The sequence below is a fragment of the Marinobacter sp. ST-43 genome (genome assembly GCF_030541085.1).
Classification (GTDB): domain Bacteria; phylum Pseudomonadota; class Gammaproteobacteria; order Pseudomonadales; family Oleiphilaceae; genus Marinobacter; species Marinobacter nauticus.
The window spans coordinates 74,070-93,200 of the sequence record NZ_JASSVO010000010.1; the positions used below are offsets into that span (position 1 = coordinate 74,070).

Here is a 19,131-nt window from a genome sequence, read left to right on the forward strand (position 1 = left end):
GTCTGGCAAACCCGGCCAGATCTGGCATTGACCTGGCGTGCTCCGGGCCCTGTCCGGCGGGTCAAAGTAGTAACCAATAAATAAAAAAGCGGGATACTATGCAGGAACTACGTGATGCAGGCGTGATGCTGCGCCTGATATACGAGGCGATGAAGCGAAGAGGTATTGATACCGACGCCATCTTCAGCCGCCTTGGCGTTAACGAGCAGTACGTATACACGGATCAGCTAAGGACTCCCCACAGCGCCCAGCTCTATTTCTGGCAGGCGGTGGAGGATGTATCCGGTGACCCCGATGTTGGTTTGCACCTCGGGCCATTGCTCCCCGCCTACAAGGGGCAGGTACTGGAATACCTGTTCCTGAGCAGTCCGACTTTCGGCGAGGGCTTGCGCCGCGCCCAGAATTATCAGCGCTTGCTCAGCGATGCCGCCAACACGGATTTTTTCGTGGCTGGCGATGAAGCCTGCATGGTTCTGGATACCGCCTCAGACGATGTTCGCCGTCTGAAACACTTCAATGAGTGTTTTGTTCAAGGCCTGATTACCTTCTTCAAATCCATTACCGACGGCAATTTCTACCCATCCCGGATTGAGTTCGAGCATGATCGGGAGCAGGGTCAGGACCATGTTCGTGAGGTGTTGGGGTGTGAGGTGGTGTTCGGTGCCGAAGAGAACCGGCTTTATTTCCCCGCCGAATTGCTGTCCCATGCATCGCCTCATGCGGAACCCGAACTGTTGGCCCTGCATGAACGCTTCGCCAGTGAGCAGGTGGCCCGGCTCGAGAAGAAGGACATTGTTGGCCAGGTGGAGCGCATCATCGCGGAATTGCTCGATAGCGGCGAAGTCACGCTTGATGCCGTGGCTGAGCGTTTGGGGATCAAGCCCCGGACCCTGCGAACCCGGCTGACCGAGGCCGAGACCAGTTTTAATCAGGTATTGGCGGATTTCCGCTACCGTCTGGCACGGCAGCTACTGGCCACCACCGATGAATCCATTGATGAAATTGTCTACCTGACCGGCTTTTCAGAACCCAGTACGTTTTATCGGGCGTTCAAGCGCTGGTCCGGTATGACACCGATCGAATACCGCAAGACGGCCCAGGGCAAGGATGCGATGGTTGATGCCATGTAAGTGGCCTTTCAGAAAAGCCTGAAAAAAGTTTGGCAAAATCGTTGACATAAACGAGGGCCTCTTTATAATGCGCCCTCGTTGTCACAGAGCAGTCGCAAGACAGCTCAGGCAGCTACGCGGAGCGGTAGTTCAGTTGGTTAGAATACCGGCCTGTCACGCCGGGGGTCGCGGGTTCGAGTCCCGTCCGCTCCGCCATTTTTACCTCCCCCCTGAAGTATTGTCAGTTTTCCTTGTTCCTCAGAATCTTTCGATGCTCTCCCGGGCTGATGCCATGCCATCGCTGGTATGCCTTGTGGAATGCCGGTGGATTGGCAAAGCCAAGTAGCCAGGCAATTTCTGCCAGCGAGCTGTCTGTTTCCTTCAAGTAATCCCATGCCAGTTGTTGGCGGGTATCGTCCAGTAATTGCCGGAATCCACTGCCTTCTTCGGCCAGTTGTCGTTGCAGTGTCCAGGCTGTCAGGCCCATTTTGGCCGCCAGAGCTTCCAGTGACACCTTGCCTCCCACCAGCAGCGGCGCCATGTGATGACGGGCGCGATCGGCAATCCGCCAACCTCGCTGGATTCGCTGTAGTTCCTGTTCGCACAGGCTCACCAGTTTCTCGTTCATGCCTTTCTGCGCCTGTGCCGGTACCAGCTCCCAGACTGTGTCCTTGATCCGGATATCGTTTGCCGGAGCCCCGAATTCTACCGGGCATCGGAACCAGCTCTCGAACAGGTCGTCCTGGCCAATGGATGGGTACTCAATGCGGACACGCTCCAGTACATCGTAGCGGCCGGTCATGTGTCGAATCAGTTGGGTCCAGGCGGCCAGCACGGAATCCACCACAAAATAGTTGTAGTGGTTGTAGGGGCGAATGGAATAGAAGCTTACGGTTTTCAGTGTGCGCTGAAAGCTGGGGGCGCCACGGGAATTATGGCTGGTGAGGAGTGAATATCGCACCAGCAATTCAAGCGCCCCGGCGACCGTCCCGGCGGTTTCGGCGGCAAGCCCCGCCATGCCGGCGTCGACTGGGCGCGATAGTGCACCCATGCGCAGTCCCAGCGCCGGATTCCCCGTGGCTTTGATAGCGGCGTGCCCCAGTCGCATGAATCTGGGGATGCTGATGCGGGCATCAACGGCCGCCTGTTCCGGAGCGCTCAGGTGGAACCGTGCTTTCAGCTGTTCCGGATCTCCGCCTTCGGCAGCAACGGTCCTCAGCAGTACGGAGACATAGAGCAGGCTGATATCGCCCAGGGCATTCCGGGCCGGCGTTCGGGATTTGATCATAGGCTTATTATCGATGTTGTTCAGGGATAATCAAATGTTGTTTTTGGATATTGTTGGCAGTGGTCAGGCTCGGTAGTGTTATGCCCATAACAAATGGGCGTATGTCCCGATACCTGATCAGATGAGGAGAATTCCATGACCACAGCTTCCGGTGAGAGCAAATACCCGAATCTTCTGAAGTCTCTGGATCTGGGCTTTACCACGTTGCGCAACCGTACCCTGATGGGCTCCATGCACACCGGCCTTGAGGAAGTGAAAAACGGTTTTGAACGTCTGGCGGCTTTCTACGCGGAACGCGCCCGTGGCGGCGTTGGTCTTATCGTGACCGGGGGGATTGGCCCGAACACGGAAGGTGCGGTATTCCAGCACGCGGCCAAGATGAATACCGAGGAAGAGTCTGACAAGCACAAGGTCATCACCAAGGCGGTTCACGATGAAGGTGGCAAGATCTGTATGCAGATTTTGCATGCCGGCCGCTATGCCTACTCTCCGGAGCTGGTGGCGCCCTCTGCTATTCAGGCGCCCATCAACCCTTTCAAGCCCAAGGAGCTGGACGAAGCCGGTATCCAGAAGCAGATCGACGATTACGTGAATTGCGCTGCCCTGGCGCAACGCGCCGGCTATGACGGCGTCGAGATCATGGGTTCTGAAGGTTACTTCATCAACCAGTTTATCGTCGCTCACACCAACCACCGCACCGACCAGTGGGGCGGCAGCTACGAGAACCGTATCCGTCTGCCGCTGGAGATTGTGCGCCGGGTCCGTGAGCGGGTGGGTGAGAACTTTATTATCGTCTACCGGTTGTCCATGCTGGACCTGATTGAAGACGGCAGCACCTGGGAAGAAGTGGTTCACCTGGCCAAGGAAATCGAGAAAGCCGGAGCCACCATTATCAACACCGGTATCGGTTGGCACGAAGCCCGTGTTCCGACCATTGCCACCTCGGTGCCCCGGGCTGCATTTACCAAGGTAACAGCGCGCCTGAAGGGCGAGGTCAGCATTCCTCTGGTGACCACCAACCGGATTAACATGCCGGATGTCGCCGAAAAAGTCCTGGCGGACGGCGATGCCGACATGGTCTCCATGGCCCGGCCGTTCCTGGCCGATGCTGAGCTGGTGCTGAAGGCGGAGCAGGATCGTGCCGACGAGATCAACACCTGCATCGGCTGTAACCAGGCTTGTCTGGATCATACCTTCAGCGGCAAGCTGACCTCCTGCCTGGTTAACCCGCGGGCCTGCCATGAAACCGAGCTGGCTTACGTTAAAACGGCCCAGCCCAAGTCCATCGCGGTAGTCGGTGCCGGCCCTGCGGGCCTGGCGTTTTCCACCGTGGCCGCGGAGCGTGGTCACAAGGTGACCCTGTTTGATGCCGGCAGTGAAGTCGGTGGCCAGTTCAACGTGGCCAAGCGTATTCCGGGCAAGGAAGAATTCTACGAAACCCTGCGTTATTTCCGGAAAATGCTCGACAAGACCGGGGTCGATGTACGTCTGAATACCCGGGTTTCCGCCGAGGAACTCAAAGCGGGTGGTTTCGATGAAGTGGTTCTGGCTACTGGTGTGGAACCCCGCACTCCGGATATCGAGGGCATTGATCGCCCGAACGTTATCGGTTACCTCGACGCCCTGTTGGAGCGCAAGCCGGTGGGCCAGCGAGTGGCGGTGATCGGTGCCGGTGGTATCGGTTTTGATGTGTCCGAGTTTATTGTCCACAAGGGCGATTCTCCCTCGCTGAATACCGAACACTTCATGAAGGAGTGGGGCGTGGACCTGTCGGTAGAGCATCGCGGCGGTATCCAGGGCGTTACGGCGGAAGTGCCGGCACCGGCTCGCGAGGTCTATCTGCTGCAGCGTAAGGCCTCCAAAGTGGGCAAGAATCTGGGCAAGACCACAGGCTGGATTCACAGAACCTCGCTGAAGAATCGCCATGTTCAGATGGTGCCGGGGGTGACCTATCGCAAGATCGACGATGAAGGTCTGCACATCACGGTTACGCCGAAAGGCGCAGAGCAGGGTGAGGACAAGATCCTGCCGGTGGATACCATCATTATATGTGCTGGTCAGGAGCCGCTTCGCGAGCTGCAGGCCGGTGTTGAGGCAGCGGGCATTCCGGTACACCTGATTGGTGGCGCCGATGTGGCGGCAGAGCTGGATGCCAAGCGGGCCATTAACCAGGGTAGCCGGCTCGCTGCGGAGATTTGAACACAAATCGTTGCAGTTTTTCTCTGTGCTTCGGCACTTGTCTGGCTAGACTATGTCGGAAAGTGTTTGAATTGGAACCAAAGGGCGCTGGCGAGCGTCCGGAACTGAGATTCCCGGGGCACGGAGAAGGTTGATGGTAAATGCCAGCCAGGCCGCTGAAGGTTATTCGGCGGTATTTTTTATGGACGGTAGCCAGGTTGCCCGGCAGATGAGGCTGTCGGAATTTGGCGCTTTCCTGGATGGCTATGTCGGTCTGTCAGACCTGGCCGAGACCGATGTCCGGGCGGTTCTGGTTAATCTGAGCCCGGATCTGAATGTGCGCTCTCTGGTGTTTTTCCGCATCTGGTTTGATGAGGAAGGGCGCGCAGACAGCCATTGGAATGTCCCCATTGAATCCCTGGCTGAGCAGGGAGCCAAAGGCCCCAACATGGGTGCCGGGCCCATCCAGCTGGTGTGTCGCAGTCAGTGCCCGGATCCAGAGTTTGCCAATGAACTCTGGGATCCGGATATGACCCCCGGAAACAACCACTTTCAGACCATCCGAAAGGCGGTTGACGCCAATGCCCTTCGTTTCCAGAAAATTGAGCCCGAAGAAGAGAATATCCCGGTACTCACCGCCACGGCCGCGCAATCGGACAGTGACGACGGAAGCCGGGACCGTGCGCGCCTGGCCCAGGTGCTGCGTGAGCAACGGCTCAGAATCAAGACGCTCCAGAGCGTCCATCGGGATTCACTGGCTGAACTGCAACGGGAGCATCGTCTTGAGATGCAGGGACTGCGCAGTGAACTGGCGGATCTGGAGCAGCGGCACGAGCGCCTGAAGCTGACCAACGAGCAGCTGAAAAAACGACTGTCCCAGCGTAATGAGCAATACCTCACCATGCAGGAGAAAATGGCTGAGGGCAGTGCCGAACAGGGCAGGGAAGATGCCAACGCCAATGCCGAGACGGTGTTGCTGCGGGAACAGTTGGAGCGCAAACAGCGGGAGCTGGAATTGCGGGACGACAAGATTGTGGCGCTGGAGCAGGAAAACCATGAACTTCGCCATCGCCAGCCGCCGGAAGATTCCCTGCTGGAGCAGCTGCGCACCCAGGCGGTATTCCTGGTGGCCTACCACCCCGGTGTCGGCCACCTTACATTGCCCTACGAAGACATAGATACTTACTTCGGTAACCCACTGGCCTATGCCGCAGAGCGCTGTGGCATGAATGAGCCTGCCTATCGGGAATGGCTCGCCCACTACGAGCACCCCGTATGCAAACACGTGGATGACGATGGCAAAGCCTGTGGTGAGCCAATCATGCGCGTGACCCAGCCGGCCGAATTCGAGCCCGGACAGGATGATCGCTGCGAGCAGCACAAGGACTGACCGGTATCTTTTTTCAGAATCTGCCCGAGTTTCGTTAAACTGTTGCCTGTTTCATTCAGAGACCACGGGACACTTCATGGACCAGTTCAGGAATATCGGCATCGTCGGGCGCATGGGCAGCGTCAAGGTGGTGGAGTCTTTACGGCAGCTCAAACAGTACCTTACCGCCAACAATTATCATGTGATCATCGAGGAAGACACCTCCACCATGATTCCCGGCCATGGTCTGCAGGTGGCCAGCAAGAAGCTCTTGGGCGAGATCTGTGATCTGGTGATCGTGGTCGGCGGCGATGGCAGCCTGCTGGGCGCGGCGAGGGAGCTGGCCAAGTCCAAGATTCCAATTCTCGGTGTGAACCGCGGTCGACTGGGGTTCCTCACCGACATTTCGCCCTCGGATCTTGAAGAGCGCCTGGCCCGGGTTCTTGAGGGCGATTACATCGAAGAGTCCCGGTTTCTGCTGGATGGTCACGTTGAGCGCAATGGCCAGCCATTGGGTTATGGCTCGGCATTGAACGATGTGGTTCTGCACCCGGGCAAATCCACGCGAATGATTGGCTTTGACCTGTTTATCGACGGTCACTTCGTCTACAGCCAGCGTTCAGATGGTTTGATTGTCGCTACGCCCACCGGCTCCACGGCCTATTCGCTGTCGGCTGGTGGCCCGATCATGCACCCGAAGCTGGATGCGGTGGTGCTGGTGCCCATGTTCCCCCACACCTTGAGCAGTCGCCCGATCGTGGTCGATGGCAAGAGCGAGATCAAACTGGTGATCGGCGAAACCAATGAGACCTATCCGCAGGTCAGCTTCGATGGCCAGATGAACATCGCCTGTGCCCCGGGCGATATCATCCGAATCACCAAAAAACCGTTCAAGATCCGTCTGATCCATCCCACCGATCACAATTTCTACGCGACCTGCCGGGATAAGCTGGGCTGGGCAAGCGAAATAGCAGCGAGTTGATCATGGCGGCAATCAAGACAACCGCACATCGCGGCTACGACATTATTGGTGACATCCACGGCTGCGCCCATACGCTGGAACGATTGCTGGAACAGATGGGGTACCGGAAGCTGAACGGCATTTACCAGCACCCCAGCCGGCAGGCTATTTTTATCGGCGATATCATTGATCGCGGGCCGAGAATCCGGGAATCGTTGCACCTGGTGCGGGACATGGTGGAACACGGCTTTGCCCGAATTGTCATGGGCAACCACGAGTACAACGCACTGGGTTACTGCACCCGGGCACGGCCAGGCAGCGGCAAGAAATTTCTGAGGGAACACAATGCCCGCCACGATCGGCTGATCAAGGAAACTCTTGAGCAGTTTGATGCGTATCCACATGAATGGAACGAATTTCTGGAGTGGTTTTATAGCATTCCGCTGTTCATTGATGAGGATGGCTTCCGCGTGGTGCATGCCTGCTGGGATCAGACCCTGATTGATCAGTTCCGCCAGAGCCAGGGCGGTGCCTGTATCGACGAGGATTTCCTGCACGCCTCGGCGGCCATCGAATCCTTTGCCGGGCAGGTGATGGATACCCTGTTGCGCGGAACTGACCTGCGCCTGCCGGAAGGGATGTCCATTACGGGCCGGGATGGCTACGTCCGGCAGTTCTTCCGTACCAAGTTCTGGGCAGACGACCCGCAAACCTATGCAGATGTGGTGTTCCAGCCGGACCCGCTGCCGCCGGAGGTGGCCAGCAGGACTTTGCGCGAGGAGGAGCGCAAGCAGCTGATTACCTATCCACAGGACGCACCGCCGGTGTTTGTCGGGCATTACTGGATGGAGGGTGCCCCTGCTCCGCTCAAGCACAATGTGGCGTGTATTGATTTCAGCGCCGTGAAGTATGGCAAATTGGTGGCCTATCGGTTTGATGGGGAAAAAGTGCTCTCTTCGGACAAATTTGTCTGGGTTGATGTTGACCGGCCGGAGCAGCCCGATTACCCGACCAGCGAAGATAGTGTCGCCCGCTAACACCAGAGAGGTAGTTTTGGATAGTCCGTCGTCTTCCCCGATCACTCCTGGCGGCCGCTGGCAGCCGGCGCCCCGTCATGCCCCTTTTGTCATTGGCGTCATCGTGGTTGCCGTGGTGATGGTATGGCTGACCGGCATGGGGCAGAGCAATTTTGCCGCCGCTATGATGATTGTCGACCCCCGGCCGTTCAGCTGGGATACCTTCAGCACACTGGCAGGGCGCCTGGAAGCGCTCTCTATCACCCTTTCGGGAGGCCAGGTCTGGAGGCTGCTGACGCCGGATTTCCTGCATTTCAGCTGGACCCATATCATCTTCAACTCGGTGATGCTCTGGTTCCTGGGCAGTCAGATCGAATGGATGGACGGCCGGCCACGGCTGGTAGGACTGTTTCTGGTCACCAGTCTGGCGTCCAATCTTCTACAGTATCTGGTGTCCGGCCCGCTGTTCGGCGGGCTCTCGGGAGTGGTGTACGGTATTCTCGGTTATTGCTGGTTGAGCCAGCGAAGACTGCCGCGTTTTCAGTTTCCGCCGGCACTCGTGACCTTTGCTCTGGTGTGGATGATCATTGGCTTTACGCCAGTGCCGGAGATGATTGGCGTGGGTCGCATGGCCAATGAGGCACACCTGGGCGGTTTTCTGGCCGGGTTGGCGATGGCGGCGATCATGCCTCCTCGTCGATACCGACGCTGAAACAAAAAAAAGCCCCACCAAAAGGTGAGGCTGTTAAAAGAGCTTTTAGCTCCTGATGAGAGAGACCAAATGATACGACCGTTGTCATTTGGTGAATTAATGATAATCGTTATCATTTTTAATTGTCAAACGGTCTTGGCATTTTTTTATATGAAGAAACGTTCAGGAGGCGGGAATGACATACGAAGAACTGATTGAGCGGCTGGACCCGACGGTTTACCGCAACCTGAAACGGGCCATTGAGCTTGGCAAATGGCCAGATGGTCGCGCGCTGACCCGTGAGCAGCGCGCTATCAGCCTGGAAGCGGTGATTTATTACGAAGAGAAGCACAACGTGCCGGAAGAACAGCGAGTGGGATACCTGGACCGTGGCGAGAAAGCCGGTACCGCTTGCGATCCGTCTGTGCAGTTCCGCAAAGATCGCCAGGGCAACAACGATGTGGACCCCGATCAGTTTGTTGAGGTCAAGGTTTGAGCGAATCCATTGATGTAACCGGCCGGCTTCGTAAGATGCCGGCCGAGGCCGGCGACCCGGTGGCCTATAACCTGGCCATCGGCGACAACCGCATTACCCTGAATGACCTTATTGGTCATAAGGTCCGGCTGAATTTTGATGGCGTGATTCGCTGTATTCATTGCGATCGCACCACCAAAAAGAGTTTCAATCAGGGCTACTGCTATCCGTGTTTCCGAAAGCTGGCCGCCTGCGACAGCTGCATCATGAGCCCGGAAAAATGCCACTATCACCTGGGTACCTGCCGGGAGCCGGAGTGGGGCGAGGCCAACTGCATGGTTGAACATGTTGTGTATCTGGCCAATTCCAGCGGCTTGAAAGTGGGTATAACACGGGCCACCCAGGTACCGACCCGCTGGATTGATCAGGGGGCGGTAACGGCGATACCGATGCTGCGGGTCGCCAGCCGTTACCTGTCTGGTCTGGTGGAAGTGGCGTGCAAGAACCACGTGGCCGACCGCACCAACTGGCGAGCCATGCTAAAGGGTGATGTGCCGGAGCTGGATCTGGTGCAGGAGCGTGAGCGCCTGTTGGACTTGATCGCAGACGACCTGGCGCAATTGCGGGCGCAGCATGGTGAAGACAGCATACGAATTGTGGACGAAGCCACACTTGGGCTGGGTTATCCGGTTCAGGTATGGCCGGCCAAGGTGAAAACCCATAATCTGGACAAAACGCCGGAAGTGGAAGGCTTGCTGGAAGGTATCAAAGGCCAGTATCTGATGCTCGACACCGGTGTAATCAATATCCGCAAGTTTACCGGCTATGAAGTCCGGTTCCGGGTTCTTGACTGAATCCGCCACGTCTTTTCTCTGGAGAGTATGAATGCGAACCAACCAGCCACAAACCATTTACCTGAGTGAATACAAGGTTCCTGCGTATCTGGTTGATCAGGTGGATCTGCGTTTCGAATTATTTGAAGACGGCGCCCGTGTGCACAGTACCCTGACTGTGCGCCGCAACCCGGACTCCGGGGAGAGCGCTGCCCCTCTGTTTCTGCACGGTGATAGTCTGCAACTGGAATCGGTTGCCCTGAATGGCTCGCCTCTACGCACCGGTGAGTTCGAAGACCGTGGCGATGCGCTGGTCGTGCCCTCGGTACCGGAAAAATTCGAGCTGCAGGTAGTGACCTGGATCGAACCTCAGAACAACACCCGGCTGGAAGGTTTGTACAAGTCCTCCGGTATGTTCTGCACTCAGTGCGAGGCGGAAGGGTTTCGCTGCATTACCTTCTATCCGGACCGGCCGGATGTCATGGCACGCTTCCGTACCCGTATCGAGGCAGACAAAAGCGCCTATCCCGTGCTGCTTTCCAATGGTAACCCGGTGGATAACGGCGAGCTGGAAAACGGTCGCCATTTTGTCACCTGGGAAGACCCGTTCCCCAAGCCGGCTTACCTCTTTGCCCTGGTAGCCGGAGACCTGGTGGAGAAAAAAGATACCTTCACCACCTGTTCCGGCCGCAACATTGATCTGCGGATGTATGTCGAGCCCCGCAACGCGAAGAAGTGTGATTTCGCGATGGATGCCCTCAAGCGTTCCATGCGCTGGGACGAAGAGGTCTACGGGCGGGAGTACGACCTGGATATCTTCATGATCGTGGCGGTGGACGACTTCAACATGGGCGCCATGGAAAACAAAGGGCTGAATATTTTCAACTCTTCGTGTGTGCTGGCCAGTCAGGAGACTGCCACGGACGCCGCCTTCCAGCGTATCGAGGCCATCGTCGCCCACGAATACTTCCATAACTGGTCCGGCAACCGGGTAACCTGCCGCGACTGGTTTCAGCTGAGCCTGAAAGAGGGTTTTACGGTGTTCCGGGATTCCCAGTTCTCTGCCGATATGGGATCGCCGACGGTGAAACGAATAGAGGATGCCACCCTGTTGCGCACAGCACAGTTTGCCGAGGATGCCGGCCCCATGGCCCACCCGGTGCGCCCGGCGTCTTACATGGAAATCTCCAACTTCTATACCCTGACCATCTACGAAAAGGGTGCCGAAGTGGTTCGGATGATCCACAACCTCCTTGGTGACGAGATGTTCCGTAAGGGCAGCGATCTGTACTTCCAGCGCCATGACGGGCAGGCGGTCACCACCGATGATTTTGTTCGCGCTATGGAAGACGCGTCCGGGCGGGACCTGGGCCAGTTCCGGCTATGGTATGAGCAGGCCGGCACGCCGGTGGTTTCGGTGTCTGATGAGTACGACGAGTCGCGCGGTGTCTATCGGCTTACCGTGCGCCAGAGTATTCCTGACACGCCGGGCCAGACCGACAAGAAGCCGCAGCATATTCCGTTTGCGCTCGGGCTTCTGGGCGCCGACGGGCAGCCTCTGCCCCTGAAGCTGAGTGGTGAGAGTGGCGAAGCGCCTCTGGAGCGGGTGCTGGAGCTGAGCCAGGCGGAACACTGCTTTGAGTTTGAGGGCCTGTCGGAGCGCCCGGTACCTTCTCTGCTGAGAGATTTTTCTGCCCCCGTGCGGGTGCACTACCCCTGGACGCGGGAGCAACTACTGTTCCTGATGAGCCATGATCCGGACGGTTTTAACCGCTGGGACGCAGGTCAGCGCCTGGCCGTGGACGTTATTCAGTCTCTGGTGGGGGCTCCGGAGTCTGCCGGGGTGGAGCCGCGCCTGGTGGATGCCTATCGGTCGTTGCTGCAGGACAGCGAGCTGGATCAGGCTCTGATGGCAAAGATGCTGCAGTTGCCTTCAGAGGCCTATCTCATTGAGCTGGCGGAGCAGGCTGATGTTGCTGCCATTCACCAGGCCCGTGAAAAGGTGCTTGGTTATTTGGCTGAAGGCCTGCGGGATGAACTCATGGCCTGTTATCAGCGTAACGCCGGGCAGGGCGATTACCAGCTGACGCCCGAGGCCATTGCCCGCCGCAGTCTCCGTAACACCGCGCTGGGCTGGTTGCTACATATTGGTGATCAGGAAGCGCTGGCGCTGGCCAAAGAGCAGTTCCGGGGCGCTGATAACATGACTGACCGGCTCGGCGCACTGCGAGCGTTGGTGAATTCTGATTTCGCGGAAGATCGAACACAGGCCCTGGAAGCCTTTTACAAGCGATTCAGCGACGACCCGCAAGTGGTAGAGTTGTGGTTCTCGGTGCAGGCTTCCAGCGATCGTGCAGGTCAGCTGCCGCAGATCCGGCAGTTGCTCGACCACCCGGCGTTTGACTGGAAGAACCCGAACAAGGTGCGCTCTGTGGTGGGTGCCTTTGCGGCCCAGAACCTGGCGGCATTCCACAATCCTGACGGCAGCGGGTATGAATTCCTTGCCGAGCAGGTATGCCGACTGGATGACAGCAATCCTCAGATTGCGGCGCGACTGGTGGCACCGCTGACCCGTTGGCGGAAGTTCGCGCCCGGGTATAGCAAACAGATGAAATCGGCACTGGAGCGGATTCGCGATAAAGCCGAGTTGTCCCGAGACGTGTATGAAGTAGTACACAAGAGCCTGGCAGACTAACGCCGGAGCCTGGCCCCGTGACTGATGCCGTGGGGCCCTTTGTCTGGCTGTGATTGTAAAGCCGTCGTCACAGCCGGATACAAAATCGCACTTTCGGTCGATAGACAATGTTGCCGGATCGGCTAATCTGTCAGAAAGTCTGTGATTGCATCAGACGATAACAAAAAGGCCCACAGAGGCTTCCAGACGGATTTAAGGTTGCACAATGAGATACAACAAAAACGTTTTGTTTGGCGGGTTGCTGGCTCTGTCCTTTGCTGCTTCGCCACTTCAGGCGGCAGTGTCTTCATCCGAGGCAGCGCGCCTTGGCCAGGATCTCACCCCGTTCGGTTCACCCAAGGCCGGTAACGATGCCGGCACCATTCCGGCGTGGGATGGCGGCCTGACGGAGCCGCCGGCTGGCTACGAGGGCAGCGGGCAGCACCATATCAATCCATTCCCCGACGACGAAGTGCTGTTTACCATTACAGCCTCCAACATGGATCAGTACAGCGAGTATCTGACCGATGGCGTCCGGGCGATGCTGGAAACCTACCCGACTACCTTCCGCATACCCGTGTATCAGTCCCGGCGCACCCACGCGGTGCCCGAATGGGTGGCTGAAAACACCCGTAAGAACGCGGTGAATGCCGAGATTGTGGGTGAGGCAGAGGGTATTGAGGGTGCCTTTGGTGGCTATCCTTTCCCGATTCTTCACGGCAATAACGAAGAAAAGGCCTGGCAGGTAATCTGGAACCACCTGACCCGTTGGCGCGGTGTGTCTGTCACCCGGCGCTCCAGTGAGGTGGCGGTTCAGACCAACGGCGACTACAGCCTGGTGACCTCTCAGCAGGAAGCGTTCTTCAACTTCTACAACCCTGAGGGTGGTGAAGAAGATCTGGACAACGTGATCTTCTACTATCTCTCGTTCACTCAGTCGCCACCCCGTCTTGCCGGTGGCGCCATTCTGATTCACGAAACCCTGAACCAGATCATCAATCCGCGCAATGGCTGGGGCTATAACGCTGGTCAGCGTCGTGTCCGCCGTGCTCCGAACCTGGGCTACGACTCACCGATTGCGGCCTCTGATAACCTGCGTACCGCTGATGACACCGATATCTTCAACGGTGCCATGGATCGCTATAACTGGGATTACGAAGGTGTTCGGGAAATCTACATTCCCTACAACAATTACCGGATCGGTGAGAAGGGTACGCCTTACTCTGAAATTCTGGGTATGTCCCACCTCAATCCTGATCTGACCCGCTGGGAGCTGCACCGCGTGCACGTGGTCGAAGCGACCCTCAAGGAAGGTGAGCGTCACATCTATGGTAAGCGTCGCTTCTATGTGGATGAAGACAGCTGGAACACCGTATTGCTCGACCAGTATGACGGTCGCGGCAATCTCTGGCGTGTGACCATGGGTATTCCCAAGAACTACTACGAGTTGCCGGGAGTTTGGACGGTGCTTGATGTGTATCACGATCTCCAGGCCCGTCGATATCACGTGTTGGGTCTGGATACCGAAGAGCCGAATACCCGTGTATTTACCAATGATGTACCAAACACACGGTACTTCTCGCCAGCTTCTTTGCGCAGGCGAAGCGTACGCTGAGGCTTCGGCGCCGGTTTGATCCGGCGCCCGAGGCCACAAGCAGGATGTCGACCGGCGGCCCAGGGGGCTGCCGGTTTGTTTGCGAAGGCTGCTGCCAGTCGTGCAGCAGGCGCATCAGGATTTAACCAACGTAAAGGCAATCTGAATGGCTAAAAGGTTCATGTGCGAGACACTGGGAACTGCCTGCCTTGGCCTCTCTATGGCACTGGCAGCTCCAGCGGCATTTGCACTCGCGGATATTATCGAGACACCGGCGAGGCCAACAGAACTGGCTCCCCAGTCACTACTGACCGACGCAACCCGCGCAGGCGATCGAATCGTGTCAGTGGGTGAGCGTGGGCACGTAATCTATTCCGACGATCAGGGCCAGTCGTGGACGCAGGCCGAGGTGCCGGTGGCGGTCACGTTGACCGCCGTTGATTTTGGCACCGAGCAGCATGGCTGGGTGGTTGGCCACAGCGGTGTTGTGCTGCATTCCAGCGATTCCGGGGAGACCTGGGAGCTGCAGCTCGATGGTATTCAGGCCGCCGAGCTGGTGATTGCCAGCAAGGAAGACCAGATTGCTGAGCTGGAAGAGCGCATTGAACAGGCTCCGGAAGAAGAGAAGGCTGACCTGGAGTGGGCGCTTGACGATCTGTTCTTCGCCCTCGAAAACACCCAGGCAGATATGGAAATCGGGCCGGTTAACCCGTTCCTTGATGTCTGGTTCGAAGACGAGAACCACGGTTTTGTGGTGGGTGCCTATGGCATGATTCTGCGAACCCAGGATGGTGGGCAGACCTGGGAAGACTGGGCGCCGAAACTCGATAACCCAACCAACTTCCACTACAACAGCATCGCCGAGGTAGCGGGTGGTGCGCTGGTGGTGGTCGGTGAAGCTGGTCAGATTCACGTTTCTGTTGACGGCGGCGAATCCTGGGAGAAGCGGGAAAGCCCATACGATGGCTCCCTGTTTGGCGTCACCGGAACCGGACGGGTGAACGAGGTGCTGGCGTTCGGCTTGCGGGGCAACACTCTGCTGTCGACCGATCTTGGCCGTAGCTGGACCATGGTGCCCAATGAGGGCGGCGCCACCCTGAATAACGCGGCGGTGGCCGAGGATGGACGCATTACCCTGGTGGGAAATGGCGGCGCAGTGCTGATGAGCACCAACAATGGTGAAAGCTTCCGCCCCTACTTCCGCAATGACCGGGAAGGTGTCATGGGTGTGGTTCCATTGCCGGGAACCAATCTATTGCTGGTCGGCGAAGGCGGTGTTGAGATTACCGACGCTCGCGGCCGGAACCTGAATTAACGCCCTGGTGTGGCATCAACGGATTAATGGATAGAGGGGTTTTTTAATGTCTGACCCGATGCATGACAGGGGTGAACATTACCTGACAACGCCCAAGGCGGAACCGTTCCTTGAGCGTTTACTTTTCAACAACCGGGCGCTGATCCTGGTCGCCTTTTTTGTGCTGACGCTGTTTCTTGGCTACAACGCCATCAAAATTCAGCCGGATGCCAGTTTTGAGCGGATGATTCCGCTGGAACATCCGTACATCGTCAATATGCTGGATCACCGGGACGACCTGGACAACCTGGGTAACTTTGTCCGGATTGCGGTTGCCGTGGAAGAAGGCGACATCTTTACTGCCGAATACATGGAAACCCTCAAGCAGATCACCGATGAGGTGTTCTATCTGAATGGGGTGGACCGTTCCGGCCTGAAAACCTTGTGGACATCGAACGTTCGCTGGGTAGAGGTTACCGAGCAGGGCTTCCAGGGCGGTACGGTTATTCCGGATGGCTACGATGGCTCCCGGGAGAGCCTGGAGCAGTTGCGCCAGAACGTATTGCGTTCGAACGAAGTGGGCCGTCTGATATCAGACAACTTCAAGTCCACGATTGTGTATGCTCCCCTGTATGAGAAAAATCCGGAAACTGGTGAGGCTCTGGATTACGCAGCATTCTCCCGTGAGCTGGAAGAGAAGATCCGGGAGAAGTACGAAGCACAGAATCCGAACGTCAATATTCACATTGTTGGTTTCGCCAAGAAAGTCGGTGACCTGATTGAAGGTATCGGCTCCATTGCCTGGTTTGCCGGCATTACCATTCTGCTGACCACGCTGCTGCTGTTCTGGTATTCCCGCTGCATCGCCGGAACCCTGGTGCCGATCTTTACCTCAATCATTGCCGTGTTCTGGCAGTTGGGGGCCCTGCGGCTGCTGGGCTATGGCCTGGATCCATACTCGGTACTGGTGCCGTTTCTGGTGTTCGCGATCGGTATCAGTCATGGGGTTCAGATCGTTAATGCCATGGCGGTTGAGTCGGCCAAGGGTTTCGATGCCGTCACCTCAGCTCGTCTGGCGTTCCGGGCTCTTTATATTCCGGGCATGCTGGCGTTGATTTCTGACGCTGTCGGCTTCCTCACGCTGGTGTTTATCGAAATCGACGTTATTCGTGATCTGGCTGTGGCGGCCGGTCTGGGTGTGGCGTTCGTCATCATTACCAACCTGGTGCTGCACGTTCTGATCATGTCTTACATCGGCATCTCCAAAGGCGGTGTTCAGCATGTTCAGAATCATGGTGAAAAGCAGGACCGCAAGTGGCGGGTCATGTCCTACTTCTCCCATCCGGGGGTTGCGCCGATTTCCCTGCTGATCGCGGTGATCGGCCTGGGGCTGGGCATGTACTACAAGCAGGACCTGAAAGTGGGTGACCTGGACCAGGGTGCGCCCGAATTGCGCCCGGATTCCCGCTATAACAAGGATAACGCCTACATCATCAACAATTATTCCACCAGTGCAGACGTGCTTGTGGTGATGGTGAAGACCCCGGAAGAACAATGTACCCAGTACAACGTACTCCGGGCCATGGACAGTCTGCAGTGGGAGCTGCAGAACACTCCGGGTGTGCAGAGCTCCGCCTCCCTGGCTGATGTCTCCAAGCTGGTTACCAAGGCTCTGAACGAGGGTAACTGGAAGTGGTACGAGATTTCCCGCAACCAGACCATCATCAATGCCTCCATTCGTGACGCGCCGGCAGGTTTGATTAATACCAACTGCAGCCTCACGCCGGTTCTGGTGTTCCTGGAAGATCACAAGGCGGAAACTCTGGAAACGGTAGTCGAGCGGGTCGAACAGTTCGCCGATGCCAACAGCAACGAGGAGCATACCTTCCTGCTGGCAGCTGGTAACGCCGGTATCGAAGCGGCGACTAACGAGGTGATCTCGAACGCCAAGGACATGATGTTGCTGCTGGTGTATGGCGTAGTGAGTTTGCTCTGCTTCCTGACCTTCCGCTCCATCAGGGCTGTGGCCTGTATTGTGATTCCGCTGGGCCTGACCTCCATCCTGTGTGAGGCGATCATGGCGGTGTCCGGTATCGGCATCAAGGTGGCCACGCTGCCGGTGATTGCGTTGGGTGTGGGTATCGGTGTGGACTACGGTATCTATATCTACAGCAAACTTGAAAAGTTCCTGCTGGAGGGCAAGACGCTGCAGGAGGCGTACTATGAAACCCTGCGCTCCACCGGTAAGGCGGTTATCTTTACCGGTGTGACTCTGGGTCTTGGTGTTGTGACCTGGATATTCTCTCCGATAAAGTTCCAGGCGGACATGGGCTTCCTGCTGTTCTTCATGTTCCTGTGGAACATGGTAGGGGCAATCTGGCTGCTGCCGGCCCTGGCGAGATTCCTGCTTCGCCCGGACAAGATGCTGGCGAAAGCACGGGCTGCGAAGTCCTGAAAATCGCCCTGAACCAGCAAAAAAGCCCGCCTGTGCGGGCTTTTTTGTTGATAGGTCAGCTGGTTAGCGTGCTAATCCTTCCTTTATTTATGGCCAGAAGTGTTCTATGTTCTAGAACGAACCGGATGTTTGCCCGTATACCCGTGCGGGTAATCGACTATAACTATCAAGAAAAGGAAGAGCACACATGACACTGAAACTCAAAGCGTCCGCTTTTGCCGTTGCAGCCGCCGTGAGCCTGGGTGCCGCGTCCTCTGCGGTTTCCGCGCAGGAACAGCGCTTCGTGACCATCGGTACCGGTGGTGTTACCGGCGTTTATTATCCGGCGGGTGGCGCTATCTGTCGCCTGGTGAATATGGATCGCAAGGAGCATGGTATCCGTTGCTCGGTTGAGAGTACCGGTGGCTCCGTTTACAACCTGAACGCCATTCGCCAGGGCGAGCTGGATCTGGCTGTTGCCCAGTCCGACTGGCAATACCACGCCTACAATGGCACCAGCCAGTTTGAAGATGCGGGCAAAAACGAGAAGCTGCGTGCGGTCTTCTCGCTGCACCCTGAGCCGTTCACCGTGGTTGCCAGCAAAGGTTCCGGCATCAAGACCTTTGAAGACCTGGAAGGCAAGCGCGTGTCTGTGGGTAATCCGGGTTCTGGCCAACGCGCCACAGCAGAAGTGCTGATGGATGAAATGGGCTGGACCATGGATAAGTTCTCGCTGGCGGCTGAGATCAAGGCTGCCGAGCAGTCCCAGGCGCTGTGCGATGGCAACATTGACGCTTTCTTCTACACCGTTGGCCACCCCTCCGGTGCCATCAAGGAAGCCACCACGTCCTGTGACAGTGTAATTGTTGCCGTTGACAACAAGGCGACGGAAGCGTTGATCAAGGAAAACCCCTACTACCGTAAGGCAGTGATTCCGGGTGGTATGTACCGTGGTTCCGACGAAGATGTAACTACCTTCGGTGTGGCTGCTACGTTCGTTTCCTCAACTGACGTTCCGGAAGATGTCGTTTACGAAGTGGTCAAGGCCGTGTTCGAGAACTTCGACAGCTTCAAGCGTCTGCACCCTGCCTTCGGCAACCTGAAGAAAGAAGAAATGGTCTCTGATGCCCTGAGTGCGCCGCTGCACCCGGGCGCGGCCAAGTACTATCGCGAGGCTGGCCTGATCGACTGATCGGCCAGACATGTCAACAGAGC

14 protein-coding genes and 1 tRNA gene are annotated in these 19,131 nt (G+C 57.2%); 14 read left to right on the forward strand and 1 reads right to left on the reverse strand.

Features of this window, described 5'->3' with window-relative positions:
- Positions 1–98 precede the first annotated feature (98 nt).
- Positions 99–1,130: an AraC family transcriptional regulator gene (locus QPL98_RS13120; protein WP_014420974.1), complete on the forward strand. Its 1,032-nt coding sequence runs from the start codon at positions 99–101 to the stop codon at positions 1,128–1,130.
- 118 nt (positions 1,131–1,248) lie between these two features.
- Positions 1,249–1,325 (forward strand) — tRNA-Asp (locus QPL98_RS13125).
- 25 nt (positions 1,326–1,350) lie between these two features.
- Here the strand turns inward: QPL98_RS13125 and QPL98_RS13130 are convergent.
- A complete protein-coding gene (locus QPL98_RS13130; RefSeq protein WP_303293397.1) occupies positions 1,351–2,397 on the reverse strand; it encodes an AraC family transcriptional regulator in 1,047 nt (348 codons plus the stop codon).
- 135 nt (positions 2,398–2,532) lie between these two features.
- Between QPL98_RS13130 and QPL98_RS13135 the strand changes: the two genes are divergently transcribed.
- The 12 genes from QPL98_RS13135 to QPL98_RS13190 all read left to right on the forward strand — a co-directional run bounded on the left by QPL98_RS13135 (position 2,533) and on the right by QPL98_RS13190 (position 19,108).
- The gene (locus QPL98_RS13135) at positions 2,533–4,596 is read left to right on the forward strand and encodes an NADPH-dependent 2,4-dienoyl-CoA reductase (protein WP_303293398.1); all 2,064 of its coding nucleotides are present in this window, start codon (positions 2,533–2,535) and stop codon (positions 4,594–4,596) included.
- A 133-nt stretch (positions 4,597–4,729) separates the two neighbouring features.
- Complete coding sequence (locus tag QPL98_RS13140) at positions 4,730–5,965, forward strand: DNA repair protein (RefSeq protein WP_303293399.1); 1,236 nt, start codon at positions 4,730–4,732, stop codon at positions 5,963–5,965.
- 76 nt (positions 5,966–6,041) lie between these two features.
- Positions 6,042–6,926 (forward strand): NAD(+) kinase, encoded by an 885-nt coding sequence (locus QPL98_RS13145; protein ID WP_011785545.1) that lies wholly within the window; start codon positions 6,042–6,044, stop codon positions 6,924–6,926.
- A gap of 2 nt (positions 6,927–6,928) precedes the next feature.
- A complete protein-coding gene (locus tag QPL98_RS13150) occupies positions 6,929–7,942 on the forward strand; it encodes a metallophosphoesterase (RefSeq protein ID WP_303293400.1) in 1,014 nt (337 codons plus the stop codon).
- Positions 7,929–8,633: a rhomboid family intramembrane serine protease gene (locus QPL98_RS13155; RefSeq protein ID WP_303293401.1), complete on the forward strand. Its 705-nt coding sequence runs from the start codon at positions 7,929–7,931 to the stop codon at positions 8,631–8,633. The genes QPL98_RS13150 and QPL98_RS13155 overlap by 14 nt, the downstream gene beginning before the upstream one ends.
- Before the next feature lie 175 nt (positions 8,634–8,808).
- Positions 8,809–9,108, forward strand: a complete 300-nt coding sequence (locus QPL98_RS13160) for a YeaC family protein (protein ID WP_011785542.1) — start codon at positions 8,809–8,811, stop codon at positions 9,106–9,108.
- Entirely contained in the window at positions 9,105–9,941 is an 837-nt protein-coding gene (locus tag QPL98_RS13165) for a DUF2797 domain-containing protein (RefSeq protein ID WP_206851308.1), read from the forward strand. The genes QPL98_RS13160 and QPL98_RS13165 overlap by 4 nt, the downstream gene beginning before the upstream one ends.
- Positions 9,942–9,972: 31 nt before the next feature.
- On the forward strand, positions 9,973–12,615 hold the full coding sequence (gene pepN / locus QPL98_RS13170) for an aminopeptidase N (RefSeq protein ID WP_303293402.1): 2,643 nt from the start codon (positions 9,973–9,975) through the stop codon (positions 12,613–12,615).
- Between the two features lie 205 nt (positions 12,616–12,820).
- Positions 12,821–14,209, forward strand: coding sequence for a DUF1329 domain-containing protein (locus tag QPL98_RS13175; RefSeq protein WP_011785539.1), 1,389 nt, complete (start codon positions 12,821–12,823; stop codon positions 14,207–14,209).
- A 145-nt stretch (positions 14,210–14,354) separates the two neighbouring features.
- On the forward strand, positions 14,355–15,503 hold the full coding sequence (locus QPL98_RS13180) for a YCF48-related protein (RefSeq protein ID WP_011785538.1): 1,149 nt from the start codon (positions 14,355–14,357) through the stop codon (positions 15,501–15,503).
- 46 nt (positions 15,504–15,549) lie between these two features.
- Positions 15,550–17,937 carry an RND family transporter gene (locus QPL98_RS13185; protein ID WP_011785537.1) on the forward strand — a complete coding sequence of 796 codons (2,388 nt, stop codon included), beginning with the start codon at positions 15,550–15,552 and terminating at the stop codon, positions 17,935–17,937.
- A gap of 187 nt (positions 17,938–18,124) precedes the next feature.
- Positions 18,125–19,108 carry a TAXI family TRAP transporter solute-binding subunit gene (locus QPL98_RS13190; RefSeq protein WP_011785536.1) on the forward strand — a complete coding sequence of 328 codons (984 nt, stop codon included), beginning with the start codon at positions 18,125–18,127 and terminating at the stop codon, positions 19,106–19,108.
- Positions 19,109–19,131 lie beyond the last annotated feature (23 nt).

What these genes read in the sequence shown, in the direction of transcription:
- QPL98_RS13175 (WP_011785539.1), top strand. Translation starts at nt 12,821, where the DNA reads ATGAGATACAACAAAAACGTTTTGTTTGGCGGGTTGCTGGCTCTGTCC.
- QPL98_RS13185 (WP_011785537.1), top strand. Translation starts at nt 15,550, where the DNA reads ATGTCTGACCCGATGCATGACAGGGGTGAACATTACCTGACAACGCCC.
- QPL98_RS13135 (WP_303293398.1), top strand. Translation starts at nt 2,533, where the DNA reads ATGACCACAGCTTCCGGTGAGAGCAAATACCCGAATCTTCTGAAGTCT.
- pepN (WP_303293402.1), top strand. Translation starts at nt 9,973, where the DNA reads ATGCGAACCAACCAGCCACAAACCATTTACCTGAGTGAATACAAGGTT.
- QPL98_RS13145 (WP_011785545.1), top strand. Translation starts at nt 6,042, where the DNA reads ATGGACCAGTTCAGGAATATCGGCATCGTCGGGCGCATGGGCAGCGTC.
- QPL98_RS13160 (WP_011785542.1), top strand. Translation starts at nt 8,809, where the DNA reads ATGACATACGAAGAACTGATTGAGCGGCTGGACCCGACGGTTTACCGC.
- QPL98_RS13130 (WP_303293397.1), bottom strand. Translation starts at nt 2,397, where the DNA reads ATGATCAAATCCCGAACGCCGGCCCGGAATGCCCTGGGCGATATCAGC.
- QPL98_RS13190 (WP_011785536.1), top strand. Translation starts at nt 18,125, where the DNA reads ATGACACTGAAACTCAAAGCGTCCGCTTTTGCCGTTGCAGCCGCCGTG.
- QPL98_RS13120 (WP_014420974.1), top strand. Translation starts at nt 99, where the DNA reads ATGCAGGAACTACGTGATGCAGGCGTGATGCTGCGCCTGATATACGAG.
- QPL98_RS13140 (WP_303293399.1), top strand. Translation starts at nt 4,730, where the DNA reads ATGGTAAATGCCAGCCAGGCCGCTGAAGGTTATTCGGCGGTATTTTTT.
- QPL98_RS13180 (WP_011785538.1), top strand. Translation starts at nt 14,355, where the DNA reads ATGGCTAAAAGGTTCATGTGCGAGACACTGGGAACTGCCTGCCTTGGC.
- QPL98_RS13150 (WP_303293400.1), top strand. Translation starts at nt 6,929, where the DNA reads ATGGCGGCAATCAAGACAACCGCACATCGCGGCTACGACATTATTGGT.